This window comes from Pseudomonas sp. FBCC-B1667 (assembly GCF_059133255.1).
In genome coordinates, this window is the sequence record NZ_CP101437.1 from 3,743,075 (window position 1) to 3,768,187 (window position 25,113).

At 55.7% G+C, this 25,113-nt stretch carries 37 protein-coding genes and 3 tRNA genes; 21 read left to right on the forward strand and 19 right to left on the reverse strand.

Annotated elements, in window-relative coordinates; all coding sequences use genetic code 11:
- From NL116_RS17120 to NL116_RS17145, 6 genes are all read right to left on the reverse strand, one after another.
- Nucleotides 1-609, reverse strand: a complete 609-nt coding sequence (locus tag NL116_RS17120; protein ID WP_494373215.1) for a terminase small subunit — start codon at nucleotides 607-609, stop codon at nucleotides 1-3.
- Nucleotides 610-826: 217 nt separating this feature from the next.
- Nucleotides 827-1,276 (reverse strand): DUF1737 domain-containing protein, encoded by a 450-nt coding sequence (locus NL116_RS17125; RefSeq protein WP_494373216.1) that lies wholly within the window; start codon nucleotides 1,274-1,276, stop codon nucleotides 827-829.
- 193 nt (nucleotides 1,277-1,469) lie between these two features.
- Complete coding sequence (locus NL116_RS17130) at nucleotides 1,470-1,811, reverse strand: antiterminator Q family protein (RefSeq protein WP_494373217.1); 342 nt, start codon at nucleotides 1,809-1,811, stop codon at nucleotides 1,470-1,472.
- Nucleotides 1,808-2,011 carry a hypothetical protein gene (locus tag NL116_RS17135; protein ID WP_494373218.1) on the reverse strand — a complete coding sequence of 68 codons (204 nt, stop codon included), beginning with the start codon at nucleotides 2,009-2,011 and terminating at the stop codon, nucleotides 1,808-1,810. Before NL116_RS17135 ends, NL116_RS17130 begins: the two co-directional genes overlap by 4 nt.
- Nucleotides 2,008-2,652, reverse strand: coding sequence for a hypothetical protein (locus tag NL116_RS17140; protein WP_494373219.1), 645 nt, complete (start codon nucleotides 2,650-2,652; stop codon nucleotides 2,008-2,010). The genes NL116_RS17135 and NL116_RS17140 overlap by 4 nt, the downstream gene beginning before the upstream one ends.
- Nucleotides 2,649-3,641, reverse strand: a complete 993-nt coding sequence (locus tag NL116_RS17145; protein ID WP_494373220.1) for a DnaT-like ssDNA-binding domain-containing protein — start codon at nucleotides 3,639-3,641, stop codon at nucleotides 2,649-2,651. The genes NL116_RS17140 and NL116_RS17145 overlap by 4 nt, the downstream gene beginning before the upstream one ends.
- Before the next feature lie 154 nt (nucleotides 3,642-3,795).
- Between NL116_RS17145 and NL116_RS17150 the strand changes: the two genes are divergently transcribed.
- Nucleotides 3,796-3,990 (forward strand): hypothetical protein, encoded by a 195-nt coding sequence (locus NL116_RS17150; protein ID WP_494373221.1) that lies wholly within the window; start codon nucleotides 3,796-3,798, stop codon nucleotides 3,988-3,990.
- Here NL116_RS17150 and NL116_RS17155 read toward each other — a convergent pair.
- Genes NL116_RS17155 through NL116_RS17165 form a run of 3 tightly spaced genes read right to left on the reverse strand, consistent with a single transcriptional unit; the run spans nucleotide 3,959 to nucleotide 5,016 of the window.
- The gene (locus NL116_RS17155) at nucleotides 3,959-4,147 is read right to left on the reverse strand and encodes a hypothetical protein (RefSeq protein WP_494373222.1); all 189 of its coding nucleotides are present in this window, start codon (nucleotides 4,145-4,147) and stop codon (nucleotides 3,959-3,961) included. The genes NL116_RS17150 and NL116_RS17155 overlap by 32 nt on opposite strands.
- A gap of 46 nt (nucleotides 4,148-4,193) precedes the next feature.
- On the reverse strand, nucleotides 4,194-4,658 hold the full coding sequence (locus tag NL116_RS17160; RefSeq protein ID WP_494373223.1) for a YmfL family putative regulatory protein: 465 nt from the start codon (nucleotides 4,656-4,658) through the stop codon (nucleotides 4,194-4,196).
- Nucleotides 4,659-4,707: 49 nt separating this feature from the next.
- Nucleotides 4,708-5,016, reverse strand: coding sequence for a transcriptional regulator (locus NL116_RS17165; protein ID WP_494373224.1), 309 nt, complete (start codon nucleotides 5,014-5,016; stop codon nucleotides 4,708-4,710).
- A gap of 95 nt (nucleotides 5,017-5,111) precedes the next feature.
- Between NL116_RS17165 and NL116_RS17170 the strand changes: the two genes are divergently transcribed.
- The 3 genes from NL116_RS17170 to NL116_RS17180 all read left to right on the forward strand — a co-directional run bounded on the left by NL116_RS17170 (nucleotide 5,112) and on the right by NL116_RS17180 (nucleotide 6,647).
- On the forward strand, nucleotides 5,112-5,762 hold the full coding sequence (locus tag NL116_RS17170) for a helix-turn-helix domain-containing protein (protein ID WP_494373225.1): 651 nt from the start codon (nucleotides 5,112-5,114) through the stop codon (nucleotides 5,760-5,762).
- A gap of 420 nt (nucleotides 5,763-6,182) precedes the next feature.
- On the forward strand, nucleotides 6,183-6,362 hold the full coding sequence (locus NL116_RS17175; protein WP_494373226.1) for a hypothetical protein: 180 nt from the start codon (nucleotides 6,183-6,185) through the stop codon (nucleotides 6,360-6,362).
- Nucleotides 6,363-6,425: 63 nt separating this feature from the next.
- Nucleotides 6,426-6,647 (forward strand): hypothetical protein, encoded by a 222-nt coding sequence (locus tag NL116_RS17180; RefSeq protein WP_494373227.1) that lies wholly within the window; start codon nucleotides 6,426-6,428, stop codon nucleotides 6,645-6,647.
- A gap of 100 nt (nucleotides 6,648-6,747) precedes the next feature.
- Here the strand turns inward: NL116_RS17180 and NL116_RS17185 are convergent, their stop codons facing one another.
- A complete protein-coding gene (locus NL116_RS17185; protein ID WP_494373228.1) occupies nucleotides 6,748-6,951 on the reverse strand; it encodes a hypothetical protein in 204 nt (67 codons plus the stop codon).
- Between the two features lie 11 nt (nucleotides 6,952-6,962).
- On the opposite strand from NL116_RS17185, the gene NL116_RS17190 reads away from it, so the two are divergent.
- The gene (locus tag NL116_RS17190) at nucleotides 6,963-7,106 is read left to right on the forward strand and encodes a hypothetical protein (protein WP_494373229.1); all 144 of its coding nucleotides are present in this window, start codon (nucleotides 6,963-6,965) and stop codon (nucleotides 7,104-7,106) included.
- Between the two features lie 370 nt (nucleotides 7,107-7,476).
- Here the strand turns inward: NL116_RS17190 and NL116_RS17195 are convergent, their stop codons facing one another.
- Nucleotides 7,477-7,797 carry a hypothetical protein gene (locus NL116_RS17195; RefSeq protein WP_494373230.1) on the reverse strand — a complete coding sequence of 107 codons (321 nt, stop codon included), beginning with the start codon at nucleotides 7,795-7,797 and terminating at the stop codon, nucleotides 7,477-7,479.
- 119 nt (nucleotides 7,798-7,916) lie between these two features.
- Here NL116_RS17195 and NL116_RS17200 point away from each other — a divergent pair, with 119 nt between their 5' ends.
- The 13 genes from NL116_RS17200 (at nucleotide 7,917) to NL116_RS17260 (ending at nucleotide 16,801) form a co-directional block, all read left to right on the forward strand.
- Nucleotides 7,917-8,336, forward strand: coding sequence for a hypothetical protein (locus tag NL116_RS17200; protein WP_494373231.1), 420 nt, complete (start codon nucleotides 7,917-7,919; stop codon nucleotides 8,334-8,336).
- 257 nt (nucleotides 8,337-8,593) lie between these two features.
- Nucleotides 8,594-8,860 carry a hypothetical protein gene (locus NL116_RS17205; protein ID WP_494373232.1) on the forward strand — a complete coding sequence of 89 codons (267 nt, stop codon included), beginning with the start codon at nucleotides 8,594-8,596 and terminating at the stop codon, nucleotides 8,858-8,860.
- 91 nt (nucleotides 8,861-8,951) lie between these two features.
- Nucleotides 8,952-9,299 (forward strand): YfdP family phage-associated protein, encoded by a 348-nt coding sequence (locus NL116_RS17210; RefSeq protein ID WP_494373233.1) that lies wholly within the window; start codon nucleotides 8,952-8,954, stop codon nucleotides 9,297-9,299.
- Nucleotides 9,300-9,325: 26 nt separating this feature from the next.
- Nucleotides 9,326-10,141 carry a YfdQ family protein gene (locus NL116_RS17215; protein WP_494373234.1) on the forward strand — a complete coding sequence of 272 codons (816 nt, stop codon included), beginning with the start codon at nucleotides 9,326-9,328 and terminating at the stop codon, nucleotides 10,139-10,141.
- Between the two features lie 73 nt (nucleotides 10,142-10,214).
- Entirely contained in the window at nucleotides 10,215-10,799 is a 585-nt protein-coding gene (locus NL116_RS17220; RefSeq protein ID WP_494373235.1) for an Lcl C-terminal domain-containing protein, read from the forward strand.
- Between the two features lie 70 nt (nucleotides 10,800-10,869).
- Entirely contained in the window at nucleotides 10,870-11,493 is a 624-nt protein-coding gene (locus NL116_RS17225; RefSeq protein WP_494373236.1) for an Lcl C-terminal domain-containing protein, read from the forward strand.
- Between the two features lie 56 nt (nucleotides 11,494-11,549).
- Nucleotides 11,550-11,906 (forward strand): four helix bundle protein, encoded by a 357-nt coding sequence (locus NL116_RS17230; RefSeq protein ID WP_494373237.1) that lies wholly within the window; start codon nucleotides 11,550-11,552, stop codon nucleotides 11,904-11,906.
- 214 nt (nucleotides 11,907-12,120) lie between these two features.
- Complete coding sequence (locus tag NL116_RS17235; protein WP_494373238.1) at nucleotides 12,121-13,278, forward strand: RNA-directed DNA polymerase; 1,158 nt, start codon at nucleotides 12,121-12,123, stop codon at nucleotides 13,276-13,278.
- A gap of 446 nt (nucleotides 13,279-13,724) precedes the next feature.
- Nucleotides 13,725-13,913 carry a hypothetical protein gene (locus NL116_RS17240; RefSeq protein WP_494373239.1) on the forward strand — a complete coding sequence of 63 codons (189 nt, stop codon included), beginning with the start codon at nucleotides 13,725-13,727 and terminating at the stop codon, nucleotides 13,911-13,913.
- Between the two features lie 51 nt (nucleotides 13,914-13,964).
- Nucleotides 13,965-14,438, forward strand: a complete 474-nt coding sequence (locus NL116_RS17245; RefSeq protein ID WP_494373240.1) for a hypothetical protein — start codon at nucleotides 13,965-13,967, stop codon at nucleotides 14,436-14,438.
- Nucleotides 14,439-14,581: 143 nt separating this feature from the next.
- On the forward strand, nucleotides 14,582-15,508 hold the full coding sequence (locus tag NL116_RS17250) for a phosphohydrolase (RefSeq protein WP_494373241.1): 927 nt from the start codon (nucleotides 14,582-14,584) through the stop codon (nucleotides 15,506-15,508).
- Between the two features lie 41 nt (nucleotides 15,509-15,549).
- Nucleotides 15,550-15,765: a DUF4224 domain-containing protein gene (locus NL116_RS17255; RefSeq protein WP_494373242.1), complete on the forward strand. Its 216-nt coding sequence runs from the start codon at nucleotides 15,550-15,552 to the stop codon at nucleotides 15,763-15,765.
- A gap of 1 nt (nucleotide 15,766) precedes the next feature.
- On the forward strand, nucleotides 15,767-16,801 hold the full coding sequence (locus tag NL116_RS17260; RefSeq protein WP_494373243.1) for a tyrosine-type recombinase/integrase: 1,035 nt from the start codon (nucleotides 15,767-15,769) through the stop codon (nucleotides 16,799-16,801).
- Between the two features lie 82 nt (nucleotides 16,802-16,883).
- Here NL116_RS17260 and NL116_RS17265 read toward each other — a convergent pair.
- The 8 genes from NL116_RS17265 to NL116_RS17300 all read right to left on the reverse strand — a co-directional run bounded on the left by NL116_RS17265 (nucleotide 16,884) and on the right by NL116_RS17300 (nucleotide 21,813).
- Nucleotides 16,884-16,970 (reverse strand) — tRNA-Leu (locus NL116_RS17265).
- 195 nt (nucleotides 16,971-17,165) lie between these two features.
- A tRNA-Cys gene (locus tag NL116_RS17270) sits at nucleotides 17,166-17,239 on the reverse strand.
- 45 nt (nucleotides 17,240-17,284) lie between these two features.
- Nucleotides 17,285-17,360 (reverse strand) — tRNA-Gly (locus tag NL116_RS17275).
- Between the two features lie 63 nt (nucleotides 17,361-17,423).
- On the reverse strand, nucleotides 17,424-17,984 hold the full coding sequence (pgsA, locus tag NL116_RS17280) for a CDP-diacylglycerol--glycerol-3-phosphate 3-phosphatidyltransferase (RefSeq protein WP_027923802.1): 561 nt from the start codon (nucleotides 17,982-17,984) through the stop codon (nucleotides 17,424-17,426).
- 32 nt (nucleotides 17,985-18,016) lie between these two features.
- Nucleotides 18,017-19,840: an excinuclease ABC subunit UvrC gene (gene uvrC, locus NL116_RS17285; RefSeq protein WP_494378081.1), complete on the reverse strand. Its 1,824-nt coding sequence runs from the start codon at nucleotides 19,838-19,840 to the stop codon at nucleotides 18,017-18,019.
- Nucleotide 19,841: 1 nt separating this feature from the next.
- Nucleotides 19,842-20,483 carry a response regulator transcription factor GacA gene (gene gacA, locus NL116_RS17290; protein ID WP_082356623.1) on the reverse strand — a complete coding sequence of 214 codons (642 nt, stop codon included), beginning with the start codon at nucleotides 20,481-20,483 and terminating at the stop codon, nucleotides 19,842-19,844.
- A gap of 127 nt (nucleotides 20,484-20,610) precedes the next feature.
- Nucleotides 20,611-21,054, reverse strand: coding sequence for a GNAT family N-acetyltransferase (locus NL116_RS17295; RefSeq protein WP_494373244.1), 444 nt, complete (start codon nucleotides 21,052-21,054; stop codon nucleotides 20,611-20,613).
- Complete coding sequence (locus NL116_RS17300) at nucleotides 21,055-21,813, reverse strand: carbon-nitrogen hydrolase family protein (protein ID WP_494373245.1); 759 nt, start codon at nucleotides 21,811-21,813, stop codon at nucleotides 21,055-21,057. It abuts the gene before it with no gap.
- Nucleotides 21,814-22,439: 626 nt separating this feature from the next.
- Between NL116_RS17300 and NL116_RS17305 the strand changes: the two genes are divergently transcribed.
- The 3 genes from NL116_RS17305 (at nucleotide 22,440) to NL116_RS17315 (ending at nucleotide 25,066) form a co-directional block, all read left to right on the forward strand.
- Nucleotides 22,440-23,513, forward strand: a complete 1,074-nt coding sequence (locus NL116_RS17305; RefSeq protein ID WP_494373246.1) for a 3-deoxy-7-phosphoheptulonate synthase — start codon at nucleotides 22,440-22,442, stop codon at nucleotides 23,511-23,513.
- A gap of 307 nt (nucleotides 23,514-23,820) precedes the next feature.
- The gene (locus tag NL116_RS17310; RefSeq protein ID WP_494373247.1) at nucleotides 23,821-24,702 is read left to right on the forward strand and encodes an esterase/lipase family protein; all 882 of its coding nucleotides are present in this window, start codon (nucleotides 23,821-23,823) and stop codon (nucleotides 24,700-24,702) included.
- A gap of 82 nt (nucleotides 24,703-24,784) precedes the next feature.
- Nucleotides 24,785-25,066: a peptidylprolyl isomerase gene (locus NL116_RS17315; RefSeq protein ID WP_494373248.1), complete on the forward strand. Its 282-nt coding sequence runs from the start codon at nucleotides 24,785-24,787 to the stop codon at nucleotides 25,064-25,066.
- Nucleotides 25,067-25,113 lie beyond the last annotated feature (47 nt).

Genomic DNA, 25,113 nt, shown 5'->3' on the forward strand with positions numbered 1-25,113 from the left:
TCATCTCGCGTTAGTTACAGCATGCTCAAGATCTGCGACGGATATTCGCTCGGCATCCGTGAAGGATCGACGAAACGCGTTCGCAAGATATTTTTCGATTTCCCAAGGGTCAGTCATTGACGCCAACTCAGGAGCTAGTTGCGGCGGCATGCCCATGAAAAGATCCCTCACTGTGCGCCCGGCAGTAAACGCCGCACGGTCGACTGCGTCCTTATCGACCAAGCTACCCTGCACCTTGTGAAACTCCGCCTCGGCCAACTGCCCAAGATAGAACTCACGATGGGCCTTAGCCCTCTGAAAATCTGGAAGTCCTCGAGGCGCACCGACTGAGTTCGACTCCACAGGTTCAAGGGGGGCTGTTTCAACATGAGGGGAAAGCTGACTGCGCACATCTCGATCAACTCGCCCCTGTTCATGTCGAGCTGAGACGGCAGCCTTGCTAGGGTCGGCGGTCTCTCGAATGAGTGCTTCGGTCAAGAAGACATCGACGAACTTTCCGTTTGGCGCCATGACGAGGCGCTCATTATTTTTCAACCAGGTGATGTAACTGGGCGTCCGACCAATCCGAGCCGCGAAGGCGCTTTTAGACAGGTAGAGTGGCTCTGTCATGCGCCCTCCTTTCAACGACTTTTCAATGAATTCATTACAATTTCAATGGATTGAAATTTCAGTAAGCTGCCATGCCATTCGCTAACAAAGTCCAGCGGGTTCCCTGTCCCGTGTCCCTCGGTTTTTGGCAGGGTCCCCGGCAGCGTGCGCGCCCCCGACAAGTTTGCGTGAGAAACAGAGGGTGTCGCGCCCTGCCAGCAACGGTTAATCATGGCTGTCACGGGATCGCGGCGATCTGTCGAACAACCTCGTCATGGATCAGCTTGGCCGACCATGTGCGGGTCACAGTGTCGGTGCCAGCAAGGAGCATCGCCGCATCACCTACTGCAGCCGCTGCCGGAATGGTTGGTTTATTGGTCAGGTCGGCATAGCTACCAGAAAAACTGGAAGTGCCACTCCCTGTAGCCGCACGGGCAGCCGCCTGGTCGACACTCACCAGCACAGCCTTTCCGACATCAGACGCATCCGTAATGCCGTCCGAGTCGACACTGCCCCCGCCGGCTCCACTTGCTGTACCTTTCACGACAACCTGTAGAACCTGAAACCCCTCAGTGATGGAGACAGGGCTGCCGTAGGGTTGCCAACCATCTGCAATTAACACAGCCATCTTGGCGACTAGGTCCGCGGCATGGTCTGCAGTGACGGCATCGTATTCGGTGAAGGCCATTATCTAAACCTCAGGATTGAGCTGTTGGAAAGGGCTTGCTATTGCCAAACGCCAAGAACAAAAAAGCCCCGCACAATGGCGAGGCCGTAGAAAGCAAAAAGCCCGACGCGGTGGCCGGGCTTTTTCAGAGTGTGTTGCTGCAAACGCAAAAACCTCAAAGTAACGAAAAATCTATAGATCCGGATCGATCCTGTCAAGCGCGTCGTCTACGCAGATCGAGAGCGCCATCTATCCACGCGATGCCTGACTTCCAAAGATCGCGGGTCTTGGAGCGCCCAAACCCCAGTCTTTCACCAACGGTACTCAGGTCGGTATCTCTCGACGTGTAGTACTTGATGATCACCTCTCCACACTCAGCGTAACGACTACGCAACCGCCCAACCAGACCATCCATCACGAGAGCATCATCATCGGTGATCATTGGTGTAGGCAGATCGTTTTCCCGCGACGCACAACACGAGACGCCTGAGCCCAAAACCACCCAACGCCCCCAGTGCTCCAACATGTCCTCGGTGGTTCGATTTGAGATGCTCATGCGGCCTCCAGAAGCTGCTTGTGCAGCTGGTAGATATTGACTGAATCTCCATCACCATCCTGGTGCTGTACGTGCAGCAAGCTACCGTTTTTCATCATGATCTCCAGGTAACGGTTACCGCACGACTCACTGAATCGCATTGAGCTTATTGCGGACGGAGCCACTGCCTGGCCGGTGTGCGGATCAAGCAAAATCATCATTTGGAACCCTCATGATTGTTGTTTACGTGCGGCTGCGAGCGCCCCGCCTCATCCCGCCCATCGCCCTGCATGTCAGCGATGATCAGCGCCCCTACGTCACGTCGATCATCCGTGCAGGCAAATGGCACCGACTCGCCCGGTCGGGTGATGGCATAGCGCACCGAAGGCTCACGCAGGATTGTCAGGCTGTACCCGCTGTCACTGACCCACTCATCACTGATCAACTCGCTTTTGCTGTTGAGCTTTTGGGTCCATTGGATTTTGCATGGTGCCGTCGGTTTGCTCGGTACCGCGGGAGAGGATCGGACAGTGACTTTTGCTCGAATCTCTTGCAGCGACCGCCGGCCCAATTCGGTGGGCTTACACTGGTATTTCGGGCGCTGATGCAAACGCCCTCCACGAGCAAAGATCTGGCATGCCTCGTAGAACTTCTCCTCGAACAGCAATGCCAGCTGCTCCTGGGAAGCGTTTTTCTGCTTGAGAAACTTCGCCTCGAAAGCAGCATGGAAAACCACGTCGCATGACCACCGCTTTGCCTTACCTGTCCAGTTCGGACTGGCGTATCTGAGTACTTCGCCGAATGCTTTTTCTAGCGGAGGAATTCCCGCCCTGATGAGCATGGCCTCTTCAAGTTCGGTCATGAGCTTCTCCGGATCTTGAGTTGGGCACGCAGCTGCTCCCGGAGCGTCTCGCGATCCCCCGATACACCCTGGGCGTCTCGAACTTCGGCGGCTTTAGCTTCGCCCTGGGCAATGGCCTCGGCGGCAATCTCACTCATGTCGTGCCCACCGCTGGCATGATTTGGTTTTCTCGACACGAGGCCCATGGTGACTTTGCGCGGCAGGCGAAGTTGCAGCTGATCGCCCTGCCTAGCCTGTCTGGCCTGCTTAGCTTTTTCATGATCGACGTTTCGTAGCAGGTGCTGGGCGAACTCGTGCTCCCATTGGGCTTGGGATTGCTGCTTACCCTTCCGGGTAAGCCAGTAGGACCGAAACGACTTCAACCGTCGACCGGTGAAGTCCGCCGTTTTCAGGCCATTGACCGCGAGCACATCAGGCCAGCTCACAGGATCAGGCAGCCACGCCGACGCCATTGAGAAAACCTGAATCACCGGAGTTTCAGCAGAAGAAATAGAAATAGGTAAAACGGAAAGCGGAGGTAGGTTGCTGTTCGAGCACGCCGTTTTTTGTGAGGTGTTTTCTGAGTGCTTTTTGCTTTGGCTGTACGCCGTGTAATCCGTGGCTTGCAGGCTGAATTTATCGGTCTGCTGGATTGGTTGTAGTTTTGGTTGCAGGTTGGTTGCTGATGGTTTGGACGTACCATCCCGATCGGCGTACGGCAGCTGGAAAACGAGCGGACCAACAAGTAAGAGCGCGCCGATCTTGATCAGGCGAGCAATCAGAGAACGAACCTTTTGCCGGGTTGGTGATCCCGACTTTTTCCGCCCGCGCAAGGGGGCAATGTACAGAGCTTCCTTGAACCCCTGCTCACTGAAACGACGCTTGTGGCTGCCCGCGACGCCGGTAGAGTAATCCATATGCCGACGTATCACGCAATAGAGTTTAAACACGTCTGCCGGCTCTTCTGCCAGGACAGACCACTCCGCGTCGCTGATCTGAAAATTTGCCATACCACTCACTCAGGGCAATTCACGATTGCCCGGCAATAAGCTCCCCCTCCCCACAAAACTCGAAAGCTTTGCAGCGTGTGAAAGCCAAAAAAGGTATCCGGCGCTTCCGTGGTAACTTATTGCTTCCAAACGAAAAGGCCCAAGGAGGCCGGACATGACTGAAAAACTTACAAACCCAATCGACGAACCAAAAATCGCCGCTCAGGAAATCCTCGCCCTGCTCGTTCAAGCAGGTGCGTTTACTCCAAGCGGGGCTCTCTTAACCTCGAATGGTGGAGAAAATGCGGCCTCCGCAATGATCGCCACGCACAAAGCACTCACTGCTTATTACGAGACGCTTTCGAAATAACCTGCAGACCCGCAATGAGGGCTTCGGCAGCAGCTTTCGCCGAGGCCTTCAGTCGCTTTTTGTCTTCCATGAAGAGGCTGTCTCTAAGCGCATCTGCAAGCACCTCGCTCGCAATTCGAATCTGCGCCTTACCCAGTTTTTTCTTTGCTTTGCTCATGATGTTTCTCCGATAAATTCGAGGGCTGTCAGCAAGATTGATAACCTCACTTCGCCCGATGCAGTTCGATTACGGCCTTCACTTCTTCATGCCGTGCCGCCATGTGCTTGGCGTGCAGGGCGAGAATTTCTTGCGCTTCGGATTGGTCGATCTCGCCGTTCTTCAGTGCCTGGACGATCATCTGGTCGACCATCCCCCGCTTCGCCATCGTGTTCAGCGAGCGGTGGTGCAGATCGACGTTGTCTAGGTCCTCAACATCAGGCAGGCGCACGAAAATCCCGCCGTACATCGCGCAGATGTAGTCAGGGAGGTGCGTAGTACCGGTTTCGGATTCGAGGGCGTGGATTTGCGAGTCGCTAAGAGGCTTGCACCCGACAGTCTCGTAGACCTGGTTGTCGAGTCGTTTCGGTTTGATGCCAAGGCGAGCTGCTGCGCAATCCATACCACCCGGGAAGGCATTCGACACAGCGGCCATCACCTGGCGGCGGGTCTCTAGTACAGAGGTTGTCATGGCCTAGTTTCCCTACCGGGCTGCTGCGTTCAGAATGAACACCACTGGATCAGCTCGCATGGCTTAGCGCCTCAGTGCCGACAGGATTATTGGATGCGGTTTCGAGCTCCGGCTTTGGCAACCCGGGGCAAAGCTCCCACGCTCTAATCGCCCCCCCAGTTGCCGCTTCTATTTTGAAAGCGGTCGCAACGCCAACAAAATGCTTTCCGGCCAACCATCGAGAGATGACTGGCTGCGTAACACCAAGGGCTGTTGCAGCGGATTTTTGCCCATCAAAAAATTTGATGAGTCGCCGAACAGCTTCCTGTACTGGCGTCAGCTTCACCTCCACAAGGTCATGAACATGTTCTGTTTTCAAGGGCTTCACCGCACCAATAAAATGCTATTTGTTATATTATTGGCATGTCTGTGCGCATTTGCAACCCTATGTTCAGTGTTATAAATTTGATCCCTATGAATCTCGCACAACGACTGAAGCAAGCTCGCCTTCACGCCAGCCTTACTCAAAAAGAGCTCGCCACTAGGGCCGGCATCGAACAACCCATCATCTCTCGCCTGGAAAGCGGTCGAGCAAAGGGCAGCACCTACATCACGAAAATCGCTTTTGTTTGTGGCGTTGACCCCATGTGGCTTTTGGAAGGCCTGGGGGAGATGCTTGAGTTTTCGAAAACCTCCCCGTTAATTCCAACGTCCTCAGATACCATGTCTGGAAAGTGGCCTATGCTCACTTGGAAAATGGTAGGGGGAACCATGGAAGTATCCGAACTCAAGCACCTAATCCCAACCGAATGGGTACCTGGACCGCCTCGTCCTGAAGGTGGTTTTTGCCTTATAGTTCAATCTGATGAGATGACATCTCCATACCCCGGAGAGAAGTCATATCCCGTCGGAAGCCGGCTTTATATTGATCCCGGCAGAGAAGCCACTAATGGCTCCCGAGTCATCGTAGCGCTCCCCGAGTCTAAAGAGGCTGAATTCAAGATTTTGGTTTTCAGTGGTGGTCGCCAATATTTGAAGGCGGCGAACCCTCAAATTCCGACCTATGAAATGGAGCCAAGAATGACCATTCTTGGCGTGGTCATAGGCACTTACATTCCTGAGTAAAAATTCAGAGCGATCAGCCCCGTCCATGGACGGGGTTTTTTTTGATCTTTTTTCGACTGGCACCGCGCTACCAGCATCCTCCCCGTCTCAAAGACGACATACCGCTTAGTATTTTTAGAGATATCAAATAGCCACCTTGCAAATATTTTTAGGAATATGTTTTTTGTTATTGACCAAAATAATGCTCATGGTTATATTTTGCCGCATCGCAGCTATACACCGCCGCGATATGGGGCAACCCACCGCTCTTTAAAAACCAGAAGACAGACCCCGGCTGAGGCCAGGGGAACAACACTGCTACACAGCCTGCTTCCGTGACCGGTCATTCGGCACGCAAGGTTTGCTAAGCAATACGGAACATTTCACTTCACACCCTTCTCTCGAGGGGTGTGCGGGAAATCAACCAAACGGAGCAACACCATGACTCGCGCTGAACACGAAAACCGAGAAGGGATCGCAATTGCAGCAATGATAGGCCTGCTGTCTGGATCCGCCCCAAGACCTGCGCATGAGGTTGCTGTAGCCGCATTCGATCTCGCAGAGGCGATGACAGCTGAAAGCAAAAAGCATCTCGGCGACAAGCCTGGATACCACGACTGATTTCACTGATACACCTGGGCGACCGGGTGCATTGGGAAAGCAACCGGAGAACAATCAATGCCAATGCGAAAACAACGAGACCCGCTGCGGGAGGCTGCAGCAGTTCAGGCCTGGAACGCCTCGCACGCCGTCGGCGCCGAAGTCGATTACCGCTTCCATCGAGACGCCAGGCCGAAGCGGACCACTACGATGACACAAGCCCAGATGCTGGGTGGACACACGGCGATCGTGTGGATCAAGGGCGTCTCGGGCTGTGTCGCTATCGGTCACTGTACGCCGGTGTAACAGAACAACCAGCGCCATGTCAGCCCGACGTGCCCGACCCCTCGCAAGAGGTTGGATGCTCTCCAAGAAACATCATGAAGGGCTTCTTGGAGAGAGCCTATCACTCGTTTTCAGCAGATTTCTCGTTTGATTCTTTTGCCTGCTTGACCACTGCCTGGATCATCGGAATCAGCTGCTCGGCTTCCTCGATGTGGAGAATGATTACCTGATCTTCGGTAACACCGGTCTCCTGCATGATGCAAATGTGCCCTCCCTCCCCAACATAAACCTTCACGCCATAACGTGGCTCGATTTCCAAAACCATGGAATCTCCTTATGAAATGCACCTATGAATTGAAAGACGGAATGTACATCTATAACGGCCACAAAGTCAGCGGAATTGCTTACTCATTGGAAGCTGTACATGCAGCGCTGACCAAGCACTTTGGCGCCGATGGCTACACGCTAGCCCTTGCCTGATGGAATATTTCACTGGCTGGCCTTGGCAACAGGGCTAGACGGGAAATCAACCAGGAACGAGGTGCGTGATGGAAATTCGAATAGTGAATGATGATGGGGAAGAGCTGTGGGTCAAGCCTGACGCTGCGGTTATGAAAACCCCAGCATGCCCCCAGAGAAGAAGTATTTCAGCGGATCGCCTTTGCGCTTGACTGGGCGCTAAAGGGCTACACAAAGACCACCCAAACATATCTCGATGATCGCCCTGTTGTTATTTTTATTTCAGAGCTGACCATCGAGGTACAACAGGATCTATGGGTAGGCTGCCCTATCTATATCGATTTAAGCAAATTATCGGACGAAGCTATTCGCAAGCTTCGCTTTGCATTCGTTACGACTCTGACCTCTCTATAATTTCATACTCGTCTCTGACGACATGAAAACCATTAGCCTCTATCGCCAAATAAACCTCATCCTTCTTTAAATATACAGGCAACTTATCTGTTTCAATGTCGATATCACGCACAAATATAAGGCCTCTTGCAAATGAAGGATCTTCAATTGAAAGATTCTTAACGTTTGTGCCGTATTTAACAATCAGAACCTTGTCACGCTGTCTGTTGCGATAGAGAGTAACCCTCATATTAAAGCCCCTTCCGTGAAGGCGTTGCACTGAGTCGTCCTGCCAGATTTTCTGGTTTTGCTTGTGCATCTGTAGTCATTCGATATTGCCTCGATTGTTGTGGAACCTGAGAGGCTACCACGGCCCGGCGTGGCTAAATATCCGGGCACCATTCCCCTGCTTCGCGAATTCGTAACATGATTTATCACATGGCTATTTCACCCTTTGCATCTGGTGACGGAGGCAAAGGGAAATTAATTAGGGAAACTAATATGAATCAAAACGACAACAGTCAAATCTTCGGTGAAATTAAAACCTTCACTCCAACTATCGTAGGTATCAAGATCACCCTTCCCGGCGCACAAGTACACGAACTTCTATTGAAGCAAATCGCAAAAATACATAAAGGGCTTAGTGATTTCCGCTCAAGAACCACGGAACAAGAACCAACTGACTTTTCAAATTCAGTACAAAAAACTGCCGAGCGCATGATTCAAGAGTTAACTTTCATAGCCGAGAATCTGAATAAAAACGCAAACTACTTGTTGGGTCGAGACGAACTTATCGGTCTTGGCGTATTCAGTGACCAGACAAGAGGCATCATCAAGCAACTTGCTACCACGACCTAATCAACCAGCGCCACGACAGCCTGTCGTTAACTGCCCGATCCTCTCTTTTCGAGAGTGCATCGGCGAGCTCTGAAGTACAACGGTGGTTTCGTTGGATGGTTTGTACGCCATCGCTTCAGAGCTCACCGATGCACCCTCCTCACTTTCAAGCGTCACCTTGCCCGGCTGACTTCTCGGAAGTTTCTTCCAGCCATGGTGACGACCCATGCATCCGCTTTAAACACCTGAATACGCAACCCACCACCGAGGGATCAGCCATGCACCCACTGATGCAACAGCGCCGGGAGGTTCTCAGCGCCTTGATGATTCGCACCCAAGCGGCTCGTGACACGTTCGCCCGGCTTGCCGACTTACCAACACCCGAGAAGTCTGTGCGCTTCCAGGTAAAAACCGTCGGCAAGGCTTACCACATCGTGGATCTGGTCACCGGCAAGACCCAAGCATTTCGCTGGTCCTACGAATCGGCAGTCGATATCGCTATCCAGTTTGAAGAAAAGGCGCAGCGCCTCTTAAGACCATCGTGAGGCGTATCAACCGCCAGGCGCGCCAGCGCATTCGCCAATCGCAATTCAACCTACCACCCAGCGGCCTGATGGCCATCCCGGAGAAACATCCATGCCCAACCCAACCGATACCGCCGAGTTCCTCGAAGAGCTGAACGGTGGCGCCTTTGCCAGCCAGATTGGCCACGCCCTTTCCGAGGTTGCCGCGGGCGTTGTGGATCATGGCAAAGCCGGAAAGCTTGTTATCACCCTGGACTTCAGCCAGATCGGCGAATCCCACCAGGTGAAGATCAAACACAAACTCGACTACAAGGTTCCGACCAAGCGCGGCACCCGCAGCGAGAACACGAGCCTGGACACACCGATGCATGTCGGTACCGGCGGAAAAATCAGCCTCTTCGCGGAGCGGCATGACCAGCTCTTTACACGCGACGAAGCGCCTATCACCCCTCGCACTTAAGCGTTCGCCAACGAAGGAATTGACACATGTCATTGACCAAAGAAGCAATCCAACACATCACCGATACGGCCCTCGAGGCGATTGGGAAGCAGCTTCAAACCGACACTCCTACCGTGGTACTCCCTAGCGGTACCGAAGTGGTAAATCTGGAAAAGTACCAAAGCCACCGCTCCCGCTTCCGTGGCATCTTTTCCACGCACTCACTGGCCGACTTCAGCGCCTACGTGGTGGATCGCGCCGAGGCAAACGCCCGGGGCTTCATCAACCAGGATGAAATGAGCTGCATGATGCTCTTCAATCTTGGCACCCCCGGCGAACCCGGACATGCTGACGACCGCGCAATCCTGAAACTGAAGGCAACCGCTGGCTATACCGCCGCACAGGCAATTGGCGGGCGCGGTATGAGCCAGAAGGACTTGAGCGACTGGATCGAAGATTGGCACCAACTCCTGACGCCGGTCGACGACGAAGGTAATTCAATCCCGGTGGCCAAGGCCATCGCCGCGGTACGCACAATAACCATCAAGGCCACCAGCGAATCGGAAACAACAGTGGGCGACACGAGCGCCAGCCGCAGCGCCATGGATCAGATCGAGGCGCGCAGCAAAGAAACGCTGCCAACCGCCCTTCAATTCCGCGTGATTCCGTTCGAGGGCCTAACCGAGCAGCAAATCACGCTGCGCATATCGGTCATTACCAGCGGCGCGCAACCGGTTCTGAAACTGCGCTGGGTCGGGGAAGAGGTTCAGCGTGAAGACATCGCGCAGGAGTTCAAGACCGTGCTGCAACAGAAGATTGGTGCCGCTGCTGCGCTGTCTCTTGGCGCTTTCGATCCGAAATAAAACCTGGCACTCCAACGTCGGAAACCCTGACTGAAGGCCCGTAATGGGCAAACGAAACCTACGAGAAAATTCAATGAAACCATCGCCATTGCATATTAAAAACCTGACCGTGAACTACTTCGCATCTGAACCCTGCCAGCCAGGCGCCAATGTGCGCGCAATTAGTATGGCCACATTAGGATCAACAATAGACGCGCCTCCTCTTGGCGCTTATTGGCACGGCGAAGGCGGAGTGAATGCAAGCTTGGTGCGAGGTATTAATGGTGGTCGTGATTACTACCTGATCGTACCAACAGGTGACGACCTCGGCGAACTGAAGTACGGCGACCACAGAGAGAAGATTGTTGGCGCCGATTGCGCATCGGATGGTCTTGCAAACACCAACGCATTACTTGCTAGCGAACATAGCCACCCTGCCGCAGAGGCTTGCCGTAATTTCATCTGCGATGGTCACAGTGACTACTACTTGCCGTCTCGACGCGAGCTGCAAATTGCCGAGGCAAATGTTCCTGAGCTCTTCAGCAAAGGCTGGCATTGGTCAAGCACGCAGCGCTCAGCCAATAACGCTTTCATCGTGGTTTTCGGAGATGGCGATCAGGACATCGTCGCCAAGGACGACGAGCTCCGCGTCCGCCCCGTCCGCAGATTGTTCATTTAATCCTTCATTAATTGCTTTTGATCCAAGACGCATAAGCGTCTTTTTTATCGCCTAAAAAAAGGAAAACCACATGTCCGCAGCAGAACAAGCAGCATCGGCAATAGCCATCCCTGAAATCGGTCAAGCGTTTGGCGGTGGATTTTTCAGTGGCATCACGGTCGACCAGGACACCGGTAAGCGCTGCCTGAATATCACCGCTGGCGCCGCGCACGAACTCACCGGCATCTGGGGCAAGTATGGCGAGCAAATCGAAGGCGCCGACAGCTTCACCGACAGCCGCGCCAACACCGAAGCAATGGCTGCCACTGGTAGTGAGCTGGCGCAGCAGGTTCTGGCACTGAGCATCGGCGGCTTTACCGACTGGGCGATCCCTGCTCGAGACGTACAGGAGCTGCAGTACCGCCACCTCAAGCCAACCGACTGTGAAAACTGGGCGGATGGTCTTGATGGCGTTAACGCTAGTAGCCTCCCCATCGGTGAGCCATACACAGATGAGCTGCCAGCCAAGACCACGGTCGAAGCTTTCGGCGAAGGCCAGCCTGAGGCCTTCCAAGAGGAATGGTACTGGTCATCTACGCAGCGCTCAGCCAATAGCGCGTTCATCATGGATTTCGAAGATGGCATTCAGGGCAGCAACGCCAAGTACGGCGAGCTCCGCGTCCGCCCCGTCCGCAGCATTTTGCTTATTGATTAATTCGCTTATTTAATCCGGTCGCTTGCGACCGGTTGCTTTTTTGGAGCTTCAGCCGCATGGCAATGCACACGGATCTCGCTATCCACAAAGTCGCTTTTGATTTGCTCAGCCTCGCCACCGACCTGACTCGAAATATTCCTCGTGACTTCAAAGCCGGTCTCGGCGCAAAGGTCAGGGATGAATGCATCGAGATCATGGTGTTGATTGCTCGAGCAAACGCAACCTGGGACAAGCAGTCCCACCTTGTCGCCTTGGTAGAGCGCGTCCAGGTGATCGAGTTTCTGCTGAGGCTTTTCAAAGAAAAGCGCTTTATCAGTATTCCGCAGTACGCAAAATCCATTGAGCTGACAGCCTCAATTGGAAAGCAGGCGAATGCCTGGAAACGTCACTCCGCAACCGCGCCCGTTACTTGAAGGCCAAGGCCCTCTTGTCTGTGCGATTTTAATCTGGTCGTGCCGCTAGCCATACAGCTACCGCCATGCGCATCAGAGATACCGACGGTCTAAAGCGTCCGTGCAGGTCTCGCGCAGTTTCCTTGCTGATCGGCTATGCCTTCGGCTTGGCGACGTAGATAGCACGATAGGTCGCAGCGCTCAGCCAATAACGCATTCATCATGAATTTCGAAGATGGCAATCAGAACAACAACGACAAGAACAACGAGCTCCGCGTCCGCCCCGTCCGCAGATTCGAACGTTGCACCCCACCTGTTCAGCGATCTGGTCCAGGCTTATTACGACTGCCGGCGCTCCAAGCGCAACAGCGCCAGCGCGCTAGCTTTCGAAATGAACCTGGAACGGAACCTGATACAGCTTCACGACGACCTGGTCACCGACACTTACCGGCCAGGCCGATCCATCTGCTTCGTGGTCACCCGACCGAAAGCCCGAGAGGTTTGGGCCGCTGCATTTCGGGACCGCATCGTCCACCACCTGCTGTACAACCATGTGGCCCCGCGCTTCTACGCCAGCTTCATAGCGGACAGTTGCGCCTGCATACCAGGGCGCGGCACCTTGTACGCGGGGAAGCGCCTCGAGGCGAAGATCCGCAGTGCCAGCCAGAACTGGTCGAAGCCGATTTTCTACCTGAAGTGCGACCTGGCCAACTTCTTCGTGGCCATCGACAAAGAGGTTCTGCGCCAGCAGTTGGCCCGTAAGATCCATGAGCGGTGGTGGCTCGCCCTCGCCGAGCAGATCCTGATGCACGATCCGCGAGAGGACTACGAGATCCGCAGTCCTGCCCATCTGTTCAATCGGGTACCGCAGCACAAGCGGCTCACTGCCCAACCTGCGCACCTCGGCTTGCCGATCGGCAACCTGTCGTCGCAGTTCTTCGCCAACGTGTATTTGGACGCACTGGATCAATTCGCCAAGCACCAGCTCGGCGCCAAGCATTACATCCGCTACGTCGATGACTTCGTGTTCCTGCATGAGTCACCGAAACAGCTCAACGAATGGTTGGCTCAGGTCAATGCATTCCTGCCAAGCCTCGGCGCTAAACTCAACCCGACCAAGACCATTCTGCAGCCGGTAGATCGCGGCGTCGACTTCGTTGGCCATGTCATCAAGCCGTGGCGGCGCACAACTCGGAAGCGGTCGCTGGCTCAAGCGCTGAAGCGTACCGCTGTAGTCCCGGTCGAGGATCTTCGCGAAACGGCCAACAGTTACTTTGGGCTACTCATCCAAGCCAGCCACAGTGCGAAAGACCGAGAGAAGCTGGCCAATGTCGTGCTGATGCGCGGCCATACGGTCAATGGCGCGCTGACAAAAACCTATCCAAAGAAATGACCACATCAATGAATCACGCCAGCCAGTGAGGATTCCCTGTGTCAAATAAATCAGAGCCTACACCTCCTGAAGAGCGCTATCTCAACCTAATAACCAGAAAGCGGTACGTCGTGATCATGGAAATCGCTGGCTACTGCGAACTCGAAGGCATCGATCGCCGCTGCATCCAGGTAAGTCGGGCCAACCTTCAAAACAATGAGATATGGGAGCGCATTCGGTGAAATACGAACCACCCGAACAAAAGCTGGAAGACGCGGCCAAGCCGCTCTTATGGATGGGCGCCGTACTGACGATCTTGAGTGTTGTCGGCCTCGTTTGGAGTTTGATATGAGCACTACCATCACCATCCGCTACACGACCGGCTCCTACGTTGCTCGCGCCAAAGGCCATAACCGAGAGGTGCAGCCATAAGCACCCTCACTTGGTACGAATCTGCTTGGTTACACATGAGCAAAGTTCGCGAACAGGCTGAAACCGGCCGCGATATCGGCAAGGTAATCGACGACAGCTACCCCTTCAGCGAGCGCAGCGGCTGGCCTTACAAAGCTTGGCTGAAAGCGCGTCGCGACTTCTTCCGCAAACACAACATCCAGCTACGTCGCGCAAAGAAGCCCGGCCCCGACCTCTTCAGCTAATTCATTCCACCATATATCAGCCTGCAGGTTTACTGCTGGCGAGGAATTCCCATGTCCGCAACAGAACGATTTCACAAAGTCGCTAACGACGCGCTGGCCAGCATTAGCGAACACCTGTGGCCCGGCGCCAAGCTTGCTCTGGTGGTTTACGAGCCTGGAAAACCCACGCTCGACATCGTGTTCAAGGATCAAGGCATCGATCTCAACGAGGTGGTGAGCACCCTGCGCCGTGCGGGCCTCAGCATCGACGGCAACAACGCCTACAAGCGCGACCTGTGCGACTCGATAGCCGGAACCATGGCCTTTGGCGCGCAAGACCATTGCCCACCACCAGCAGAGCACTGGGCCCAGAGGTTCTGGGATATCGGCCGTAGTTCGGCCGCGAATACTGCCGAGCTGGTATCAGCCTTAGAACTTGTTTCCAGCTGCTTGATTGATGCTTTGGCCGGGCGGGATATACCTGCGGCCCGGGCCGGGCACGTAATCGCTACCTCCGCCGAGCTGCTAGCTAAGCAATCGCTTTAATCCTTGTAAGCAACTGAGCCTCCACCTTTTGCCGCCATGGCTGGCATGGAGCAGTGAACCGGGCGGGTGGCGCCCACGATGCAGCAGCCATCCCCCATAAATTTCTGAGAGACCTGCCGACGATCGGCGGGCGAGGAGTTGCAATGTCCATGATTCAACGAAAAACGATGTGTATCTATCACGGCAACTGCGCTGATGGCTTCGGCGCGGCCTGGGTTGTTCGGCAGGCGCTCGGCGCCGATGTCGAGTTCATCCCTGGCATTTACGGTAAAGAGCCGCCGGACGTAACCGACAAGGACGTAGTCCTCGTCGACTTCAGCTACAAGTACGACGTACTGGCCTGCATGAGCTGGAAAGCCCACAGCATCATCGTGCTGGACCATCACAAAAGTGCCGCCGAAGACCTTTCCCGCTTTCCGCCTTTCCATGCCGGAATTGAAATCGACGGCCGCGCGGATGACGGATCCATGCTGCTTGGCTGGCAGACTGCGCATGACTTCATGAGTCTGCAAAATGCCCCATCCATTGCCTGCTGTTTCGACATGAACCGCAGCGGCGCTATGCTGGCATGGGATCATTTCTTTCCTGACAAGGAGCCACCTCAGCTCCTGCGCCACATCGAAGACCGGGATTTGTGGCTGTTCAAGCTGGACGGCACCAGGGAAATCCAAGCCAGTCTCTTCAGCTACCCCTACGACTTCGAAGTATGGGACCGACTGATGGCCGCTGATGTTGAAACGCTGCGATCAGACGGCGTAGCGATCGAACGAAAGCATCACAAGGATGTTGCCGAGTTAGTGGCAGTCACTAAGCGCCGCCTAGTGATCAGTGGCCACGACGTGCCAGCAGCCAGCCTGCCGTACACCCTAACAAGCGATGCCGGCCTCCTCATGGCGCAGGGCGAGCCATTCGCCGCCTGCTACTGGGACACGCCAGATGGCCGAAGCTTCAGCCTGCGCAGCACCGACGAAGGCCTCGACGTGTCCGAGATTGCCAAACAGTACGGTGGTGGCGGTCACCGCAATGCCTCCGGCTTCCGCGTGCCGTTCGGCCACGAACTGACTCTGTAACTTCCCCCCCTTCTGCCGCCATCGGGCGGCATGGAGCCTCCATGAGCTCAATAGAATTTCTGAGTCACAAAGAAGTGTGCGAGCTCACCGACGCTCGCACTAAAGCTGGGCAAATCAGCAATTTGATTAAAAACGGGATTCGGCACTCGATAAAAAGAAACGGCTGGCCAAGTGTCACAACGGCCGCAGTTATCGGGATCGGGCCAATGTCCAATGAATTAGAAATACAGTCCTGGAAACCAAGGAAGGCAGGTTGATATGGGAAGACGCCCCAGCAAGCCCGACTCGATTACCAGGTTACGCAAACGCAGGAAAAATAACGGCAAGATTTATTACTACTACGACATCGGCGGGAAGCCGCGCAAGGAAATTAACTTAGGGCCGGATTACGGTCTTGCGATAATGAAATACGCCGAACTAGAACGGGACCGAACGGCGACCGCCTTGGTACAAAAGGTGATTACATTCCGATATGTTGGCGAACGTTACTCAATTGAAATGATTCCCACCAAGGGAGACGCAACACAGAAAGACAATTTGCGGGAACTCAAAAAACTTATGGAGTTCTTCGACGATCCCCCTGCCCCTCTGGAATCAATCCAGCCGCTGCACGTCCGCCAGTATCTGACTTGGCGCAAGTCCGCCCCTGTCCGAGCCAATCGCGAGAAAGCACTTTTAAGCGCCATCTGGAATTTCGCCAGGGACAAAGGCTACACCGCGCTGGCGAACCCCTGCGCGGGAATCAAAGGCAACAAGGAGACAGGGCGAAAGGATATCTATATCGAGGACTCGTTGTTCAAGAGCGTCTATGACGCCGCTGACGTCGGTCTTAAAGACGCCATGGACCTCGCCTACTTGACCGGCCAGCGCGTGACAGATACCCGGTTGATGGACGAGCGGGACGTGCGCGACGGTCAAATCTGGGTGACCCAGGGGAAGACCAAGGCAAAACGCCGCATCGAGGTCATTGGCGAACTGAAGATATTGATCAGCCGAATCATGGCTAGGAAGGCGTCGCACAAGGTCAGGTCGACGCGGTTGATCGTGACTGAGGACGGTACACCGATGTCGGTGGCGATGTTGCGGGGCCGGTTCGATATCGCAAGGGAAGCGGCTGGAGTTGCGAAATCAGCCTTCCAACTACGTGATCTGCGCGCCAAAGCAGGCACCGACAAAGCCGAGTCGAGCGGCGACATTATGCAAGCTAGGGATCAGCTCGGGCACACAACTGTCGTCATGACAGAGCAATACATCCGCGAAAGGAAGGGTAAAAAAGTCACCCCGACAAGGTGAGTTGCGGCCCTAACTCAGAATTGCGGCCCTAAAAACAACAAGGGCCAGCCTGAGAAACCTCACGCAAGCCCTTGATTTTAAATGGTGCCCGAAGCCGGAATCGAACCGGCACGCCCTTACGAGCGGGGGATTTTAAGTCCCATGCGTCTACCAGTTTCGCCATTCGGGCGGTAGCGCGGTGAAGCAGTCTGAAGACTGACAAATGACGACCTGGCAGTTCTGACGCTTGTGCAACAGAGGGGGAAATATATACACCCCGCCTCGGTGAAGCAAGTTCGCAGTTGACCTTTTCAAGACAAAATCTTGCAGGGCTGCGGACATAAAAAAACTCCGTAAATCATAGATCTACGGAGCTTGTTTATAGTGGAGGCCGAGGTCGGAATCGAACCGGCGTAGGTGGATTTGCAATCCACTGCATAACCATTTTGCTACTCGGCCTCAAACATTTGCTGTCAGTAGCACAACAACAAATGTGTTCAAACTTGGAGCGGGAAACGAGACTCGAACTCGCGACCCCGACCTTGGCAAGGTCGTGCTCTACCAACTGAGCTATTCCCGCGTCTTGGTGTGGCGCATTCTATAGAATCCAGAAGCCCCGTCAACCCCTTGATTCAAAAAAGTTTTATTTCTTTTCAACGTCGGTCTTCAGATGTGGCCAGGCGGCCCGCAAGTACTGGACCATGGACCACAATGTCAGGCCCGCAGACACAAGCAACAAGGCATAACCGATCAAGACCCAGAAGCTAAAGTCTGACGGATTGGCCAGCAGGATCACCAGCGCGAGCATTTGCGCGGCGGTTTTCCATTTGCCCAGGTTCGATACCGCGACGTGAGCACGGGCACCGAGTTCGGCCATCCATTCGCGTAATGCCGAGACGACAATTTCGCGACCGATGATGACAGCGGCCGGCAGCGTGAGCCACAGGTTGCCGTGTTCTTGCACCAGCAAGACCAGTGCGACAGCGACCATCAGCTTGTCAGCCACGGGATCGAGAAACGCCCCGAACGGAGTACTTTGCTCCAGGCGTCGCGCCAGATAACCGTCCAGCCAGTCTGTGGCAGCAGCAAATGCGAAGACCGAGGCGGAGGCCACGTAGCTCCATTGGTAAGGCAGGTAAAACAGCAAAATGAAGATCGGGATGAGCAGGACGCGTAGAACGGTAATCAGATTAGGGATATTCATCGGCACAACTGGCTACGAGGTGAGTTGGCATTCTACTCGCTGTGCAGATTTGCATAAATCAACTCTGCGAGCTTTTTACTGATCCCGGGTGCTTTGGCGATCTCTTCGATGCTGGCACGAGACAGCTCCTGCAATCCACCAAAATGTTTCAATAAATCGCGACGCCGCGTCGGCCCGACGCCGGCGACGCCCTCAAGCGTGGACGTGCGGCGGGTTTTGCCACGGCGAGCGCGGTGCCCGGTAATGGCGAAACGGTGAGCTTCGTCGCGTATTTGCTGAATCAAATGCAGCGCGGGGGAATCGCCGCGCAACGTGAATTCATGGGCCGCGTCGTTGAGGTACAAGGTTTCGAAGCCGGCCTTGCGCGTCGCCCCTTTGGCCACGCCCAACAGAATCAGGTCCGGCACCGCCAGCTCATTGAGCACGTCGCGGGCCATGGACAACTGACCTTTGCCACCGTCCACCAACAGAATATCCGGCAGCTTGCCCTCACCGTCCTTCAACTTGCTGAAGCGGCGGGTCAGGGCCTGATGCATCGCGGCGTAGTCATCCCCCGCCGTCACGCCTTCGATGTTGTAGCGGCGATAATCGGATTTGATCGGGCCTTCCGGGCCAAACACCACGCAAGACGCCACGGTGGCTTCGCCGCTGGAATGGCTGATGTCGTAACACTCCAGACGCTGCGGTGGCTCGTCCAGGTTCAAGACTTCCGCCAGCGCGTCGAAACGTGCCGCGACGTGCTGACGGTTCGCCAGGCGCGCGCTCAAGGCCTGCTCGGCGTTGGTGACCGCCAGTTGCTGCCAGCGCGCTCGCGTGCCACGCACCCGATGACTGATGGTCAGTTCACGCCCGCGCAGGGCATCGATGGCTTCAATCAGCGCCGGGAAGTCTTCATGAACCACGTTGACGATCAGCTCACTCGGCAAATCGCGCTCGGGGCTGGTGATGAAGTATTGGCCGAGGAACGCGGCCATGACTTCGGAAACGTCTTCGTCGATACCTGTTTGCGGGAAGAAGTTCTTGCTGCCCAATACCCGGCCGCCGCGCACGCTGATCAAGTGAACGCATGCACCGCCCGGATTGACGAACGCGGCGATCACGTCGATATCGCCGGTGCCACCTTCCATGCTTTGCTGGTCCTGGACTCGACGCAGCAAGGAGATCTGGTCGCGCAACTCGGCGGCGCGCTCGAATTCGAGGTTGATCGCCGCCTCTTCCATGCCCGCAGACAACTCGTCCGTCAGCGCATTGCTGCGCCCCTCAAGGAACATCACCGAGTGGCGCACGTCTTCGGCATACACCTCGGGCTCGACCAACCCCACGCACGGCGCCTTGCATCGTTTGATCTGGTATTGCAGGCAAGGTCGCGTGCGGTTTTTGTAATAGCTGTCTTCGCACTGACGGACAAAAAAGGTCTTTTGCAGAAGGCTCAGGCTTTCGCGAATAGCCCCGGCGCTCGGGTACGGACCAAAGTATTTGCCCTTGGCCTTCTTCGCACCGCGATGAATGCTCAAGCGCGGGAACTGGCCATCCGAGAGAAAGACGTAGGGGTACGATTTGTCATCGCGCAGCAGGATGTTGTACGGCGGGCGCCATTCCTTGATCAGCGTCTGCTCAAGTAGCAGGGCTTCGGTTTCGTTGGCCGTGATGGTGGTTTCGACCTGAGCGATACGCGCCACCAGCGCCGCCGTCTTGGGCGCCAGACCGGATTTACGGAAGTAGCTCGACAGGCGACTTTTCAGGTTTTTGGCTTTGCCGACATACAACAGGCGCGCATCGCTATCGAACATGCGATATACACCGGGACGTCCACTGACCGTCGACAGAAAAGCGCTTGGATCGAAGACTTCAGTCATGTCAGAGGTTTGCATCGACCATGCCGTGACGAACCGCCAACAACGTCAGCTCGACATCACTGCTGATCGAAAGCTTCTCGAAAATGCGGTAGCGGTAAGTGTTGACCGTTTTGGGCGACAGGCAAAGCTTGTCGGAAATGATCTGGACCTTCTGGCAGCCGACAATCATCAACGCGATCTGAATCTCGCGTTCGGACAATGCATCGAAGGGCGAATCGTTGGTTGGCTGGAAAGACTTGATCGCCAGTTGCTGGGCAATCTGCGGGCTGATGTAGCGTTGACCGGCAAACACCAGGCGAATCGCCTGGACCATTTCCGGCAGCCCTGCGCCCTTGGTCAGGTAACCGGCGGCACCGGCCTGCAGCAACCGCGTCGGAAACGGATCTTCCTCACAGACGGTGACCGCGACAACTTTGATATCCGGATGACTGCGCAACAGTTTGCGCGTGGCCTCAAGACCGCCGATACCGGGCATCTTGACGTCCATCAACACCACATCGGGTTTCAACTCACGCGCTTTCAGCAGTGATTCTTCCCCTGATTCAGCCTGGCCGACTACTTGCAGACCATCGATGTCAGCCAGCATTCGTGTAATGCCTGTACGAACGAGATCATGGTCATCGACTACTAGCACCCTAATCAAGCAGACACCTCGCGAATTGGTCTTATTGGGTTGCCGGACACCTTAGCAAAAAGCAACTGGCAGACCTAGCAGCAAGCGTCATATAAAAAGTATCAATACATCTTGAAAGGCTTGTCGCCAGCGCGTTTCAGCGATGAAGCCTGTAGATATCACGCTGCATTCTCAAGAAACACTCATCCTGACCGACCACCTCCAGCCCTTTTCGTTCGTAAAGCTTTTTTGCCGGATTATTTTCGAAAACGGTAAGCCGTAACGCCGGGCGCCGTTCCTTGCACGCCAGCGCGAAGACTTGATCGATCACCCAACTACCTGCGCCCTGCCCCTGAAACGCTTCGAGCACATGCAGTTCGCGGATGTACAAGGCATTCGCACCGCGACTCAGGCTGACAAAACCCAATACCACCTCATCGCGCACAATCATGCGGCTCTCACGCCCTGCCCAGGCGACATCAAACGCCTCATCCAGCCAAAGGTGATCGTGCTGAATGTAATAGCGCAGCATGTTGTCACAGGTCAGTTTTCGGGCGAAGTCTAGATCGGCGGATGACGCCAGGCGCCATTCGAAACTCATTCAAGCCTCCCCAACGTCAACAACAGTGCCGTACCAGCCACTCGCCTCGCGGCGAGCCACCACCATTACATTCCCCTGACCCGACGCCGCAGCAATCAGCGAACCGTCCGACGCCCAGATGGCACTGCGTCCTGCTGACTCCCAGCCTCCAGTCGCACCGCCGTGGTTGGCCATGAGCACCGTCATTGAATGCGTGCCGGCATAACCTTGCAGGAGCGCCGTGTCCGGGGCATAGCCGTTTTCCGTGATCAGCACACCGGCAGCGTAGAGGTCGGCGCCCTGCTCCGCGGCAGCGGCAGCATGACTGGCGTGAGAAAAATCAGCACACACCGCCAGCGCGACGGTATCGTCACCGATCGTCAACATCGAGCCACCTGTGCCCGGCGCAAACGCCACTTCCTCGCCGGGGTGCAGATGCTGTTTGCTGTAGACCCCGAGTGAACCATCGGTACCCAACACCAGCGCACCAATCAACACCGGCGAATCGTCCGACAGCCGAATGGGCATGCCGACCACACTGGTGACACAGACTTCCCGAGCGAAATCACGCAACGGCTGCAACACCTCGGCATCCGGCGCGATGGCCAATTCAGCTGCCAAGCCCCGCTCATACCCGGTCAGCGACAGTTCCGGAAAAACCAGCAACTGAACGCCCTGCTCCGCGGCAATCCGCATGAAACGTTGATGCATGACCATGTTGACGGCCAGATCACCCGGGACCGAGATCGATTGAGCGGCAGCAATGTTCAATCGCGTCATGTTGAGTCCTTGTGACGTTGGAGGATGGGTAAAACACAAAGTGTGTCATAAAGCAGCGCACACTCAAGCGATAGAAAACGCCGTCGGCAATCGATAGCATTTTCTGATTGAAACCGCGCACCGGCCTCTAGTAAGCTCGGCGCATCCATCGGAGACAGACCATGCTCAACCCCCTCTCACAGCTTCCAACTGCCAGCGCTCAGCGTTCGGTGGCGGCTGCGCGAGTGAATGACGTCTGTGCTTCGGTCAGCTTTTATTTTGGGTATTGGTTTAGCCACTGGCGCGCCTGATACCCACACGGCGCCCACTTTAAACGGGTCGCCGCCAGAGTTTTCCAAACCCCCGGTCGGCCTCCCGACCGGGGGTTTTGTTTTTTCAGCCCCGAACACTTTTGCGACACACCAGACACTTTGAGGATTCACGACATGAACTACGCCACTTATTACCGTTACGACAGTTTCACTGCCTGGCGATTTAGCAGCCTCCGCTCGGGACAGCCTGCCGCCTCCGATCGGTCACCCACAGGTGGCAAGCACACCCACGCAGCCAATCCGGCCAATTGTCGAACACCCCAGTAGGGCCGGGCGCGCGGGAACGAACCCGCCGCCAGCCCAGGAAGCCATGCCATGAACTCGTCCGTCTCTGCTCTGCCGCTGTCCACCTTGAGCCCTGCCAATGAAGCACTGACCCTGCGTCTGCCCAGCTCATTGCAACTCAAGCAGCAACTGCCGCTCACCAATACCCTGACCCGGCAAGTCGCCGACCACCGCGACGCGGTCCGCGCGATCCTCAACGGTGACGACTCCCGTTTGCTGGTGATCGTCGGCCCTTGCTCGATTCATGACCCGCAGTCTGCTCTCGAATACGCAACCAACCTTGCCCGGCTCGCCAACGACGTCAGCGATGAAATGCTGCTAGTGATGCGCGCCTACGTCGAAAAACCACGCACCACGGTCGGCTGGAAAGGCCTGGCCTACGACCCGCACCTTGATGGCAGCGATGACATGGCTGGCGGCTTGACGTTGTCACGCGAGCTGATGCGCGAAATGCTCCGCCTTGGCTTGCCGATTGCCACCGAACTGCTGCAACCCATGGCCGCTGGCTACTTCGATGACCTGCTGAGCTGGGTGGCGATTGGTGCGCGAACCACCGAATCACAGATCCACCGGGAAATGGCCAGCGGCCTGGGCATGCCGGTCGGATTCAAGAACGGCACTGATGGCGGCGTGACCGTGGCCAGCGACGCCATGCGTTCGGCCGCCCATCCGCACCGACATTTCGGTGTTGATAGCCAGGGGCATCCGGCAATCATCCAGACGCCTGGCAATCCCGATACGCATCTGGTGTTGCGCGGAGGACATCAAGGGCCGAACTACGATCGCGACAGCGTCGGCCAGGTGAACCGCGATTTGACCCGACTCAAGATCCCGGCGCGAATCATGGTCGACTGCAGCCACGCCAACAGCGGCAAAGAACCGGCGCGGCAACCAGCGGTGTTCAATGACGTACTGGAACAGCGCCTGCAAGGTGACCGTTCGCTGATTGGGATGATGATCGAGAGTCATTTGTTCGAAGGTTGCCAGCCCTTGAGTCCAACATTGCGCTACGGCGTCTCGGTGACCGATGGCTGTCTAGGCTGGAACGGGACAGAACAGTTGTTGCGCCAGGCAGCCGACCGGCTTCGAGCGCAGCATCAATAAACAAAGCTAGCGCAATCCTGTAGCAGCTGGCGAAGCCCGCTGCTACAGATTGAGTTGTAGCGGAAACACGACATCACTGACAGCTAAAGCCGATTCCTGAGTAGGCCATCGCAGGCAAACGCGCTGTTACAGATCAAAAGATGTCGAAACATTCCGAACAAGACCTCAACCACTTTCGAACTTTCCTACACTTTCTATACCTTTTTCATCAGCTTACAGCGGATTCCTCATACACCGCCCAAACGCCGGGGTGCTTTAGAGTGAGCCCATCTGCACACCTCTGAACGATCGCGAAAAAGGAATGAACATGCTACGGAATGCAACCACCCAGCACCCTATCCTGCTGATCCACGGGCTCTTCGGCTTCGATCGCATCGGCACAATTGAACTCTTTCATAGCGTCAAGCAGTCACTGCGAAGTGCGGGCGCCAGGGTGTTCATCCCGCACCTCTCGGCTACCCATAGCAACGAAGCACGTGGCGAACAGTTGTTGGCACAGATCGAACGGGTGCTGGAAGGAACCGGCGCCAGCAAGGTCAACCTGATCGGTCATAGCCAGGGGGCATTGGTGGCACGCTATGCGGCAGCGATAGCACCCCATGCGGTAGCTTCGGTGACATCGGTCAGCGGCCCAAACCACGGCTCGGAACTGGCCGACTTTCTGCGCAAGGCGTTGACGCCCGGCCGTCTTCCAGAACATATCGCGGCGACAGTGGCGACGCTGTTTGCCGATTTTGTGTCGCTACTCAGCGGCAACCCGCACTTACCGCAGAACGCTGTCGCCGCGCTCAACGCGTTGACAACCGAAGGCGTAGGGGCTTTCAACGACAAATACCCTCAAGGGTTGCCGAAGACCTGGGGCGGCAAGGGCCGAGAGGTGGTTAACGGCGTGCGTTATTACTCCTGGAGCGGCACATTACAGGGAACCCTTCTCGACGAGGGCGTGAAAGCGCTCGATCCATTGCACGGATTCCTCAGTGCCTTCTCCCACTACTTCACCACGGAAGCGGAGCAGAATGACGGTTTGGTCGGCCGCTACAGCTCCCACCTGGGAAAAGTCATCCGCTCCGACTATCCGCTGGATCACCTGAGCAGCCTCGGTCATATCGGCGGCCTGAACCGCAACGCCATGGATCCCGTGGCGTTGTATGTGCAGCATGCCGAGCGCCTGAGAAACGCAGGCCTATAATCTGTCCGTAACTTTGACGAGAAATAGGCCACTGAATCCGGTAGGCTCCGCACTTTACTGAATATTGAAAGGAGAATTTCCCATGGCTAAAGCCACTGCCCGTCACATCCTGGTTGCCTCGGAAGAAAAATGTAACGAACTCAAGGCTCAGATCGAAGGCGGCGCTGATTTCGCCGAAATTGCCAAAGCCAATTCCACTTGCCCGTCCAGCCGTCAAGGCGGCGACCTGGGTTCGTTCGGTCCTGGTCAGATGGTCAAGGAATTCGACACCGTGGTGTTCAGCGCTCCAATCAACGTCGTACAAGGCCCAGTGAAAACCCAGTTCGGGTATCACTTGCTGGAAGTGACCAGTCGTCAGGACTGATCGATCCGCCAGGCTTTACCCATAACGGCCCGCCTTTTGGTGGGCCG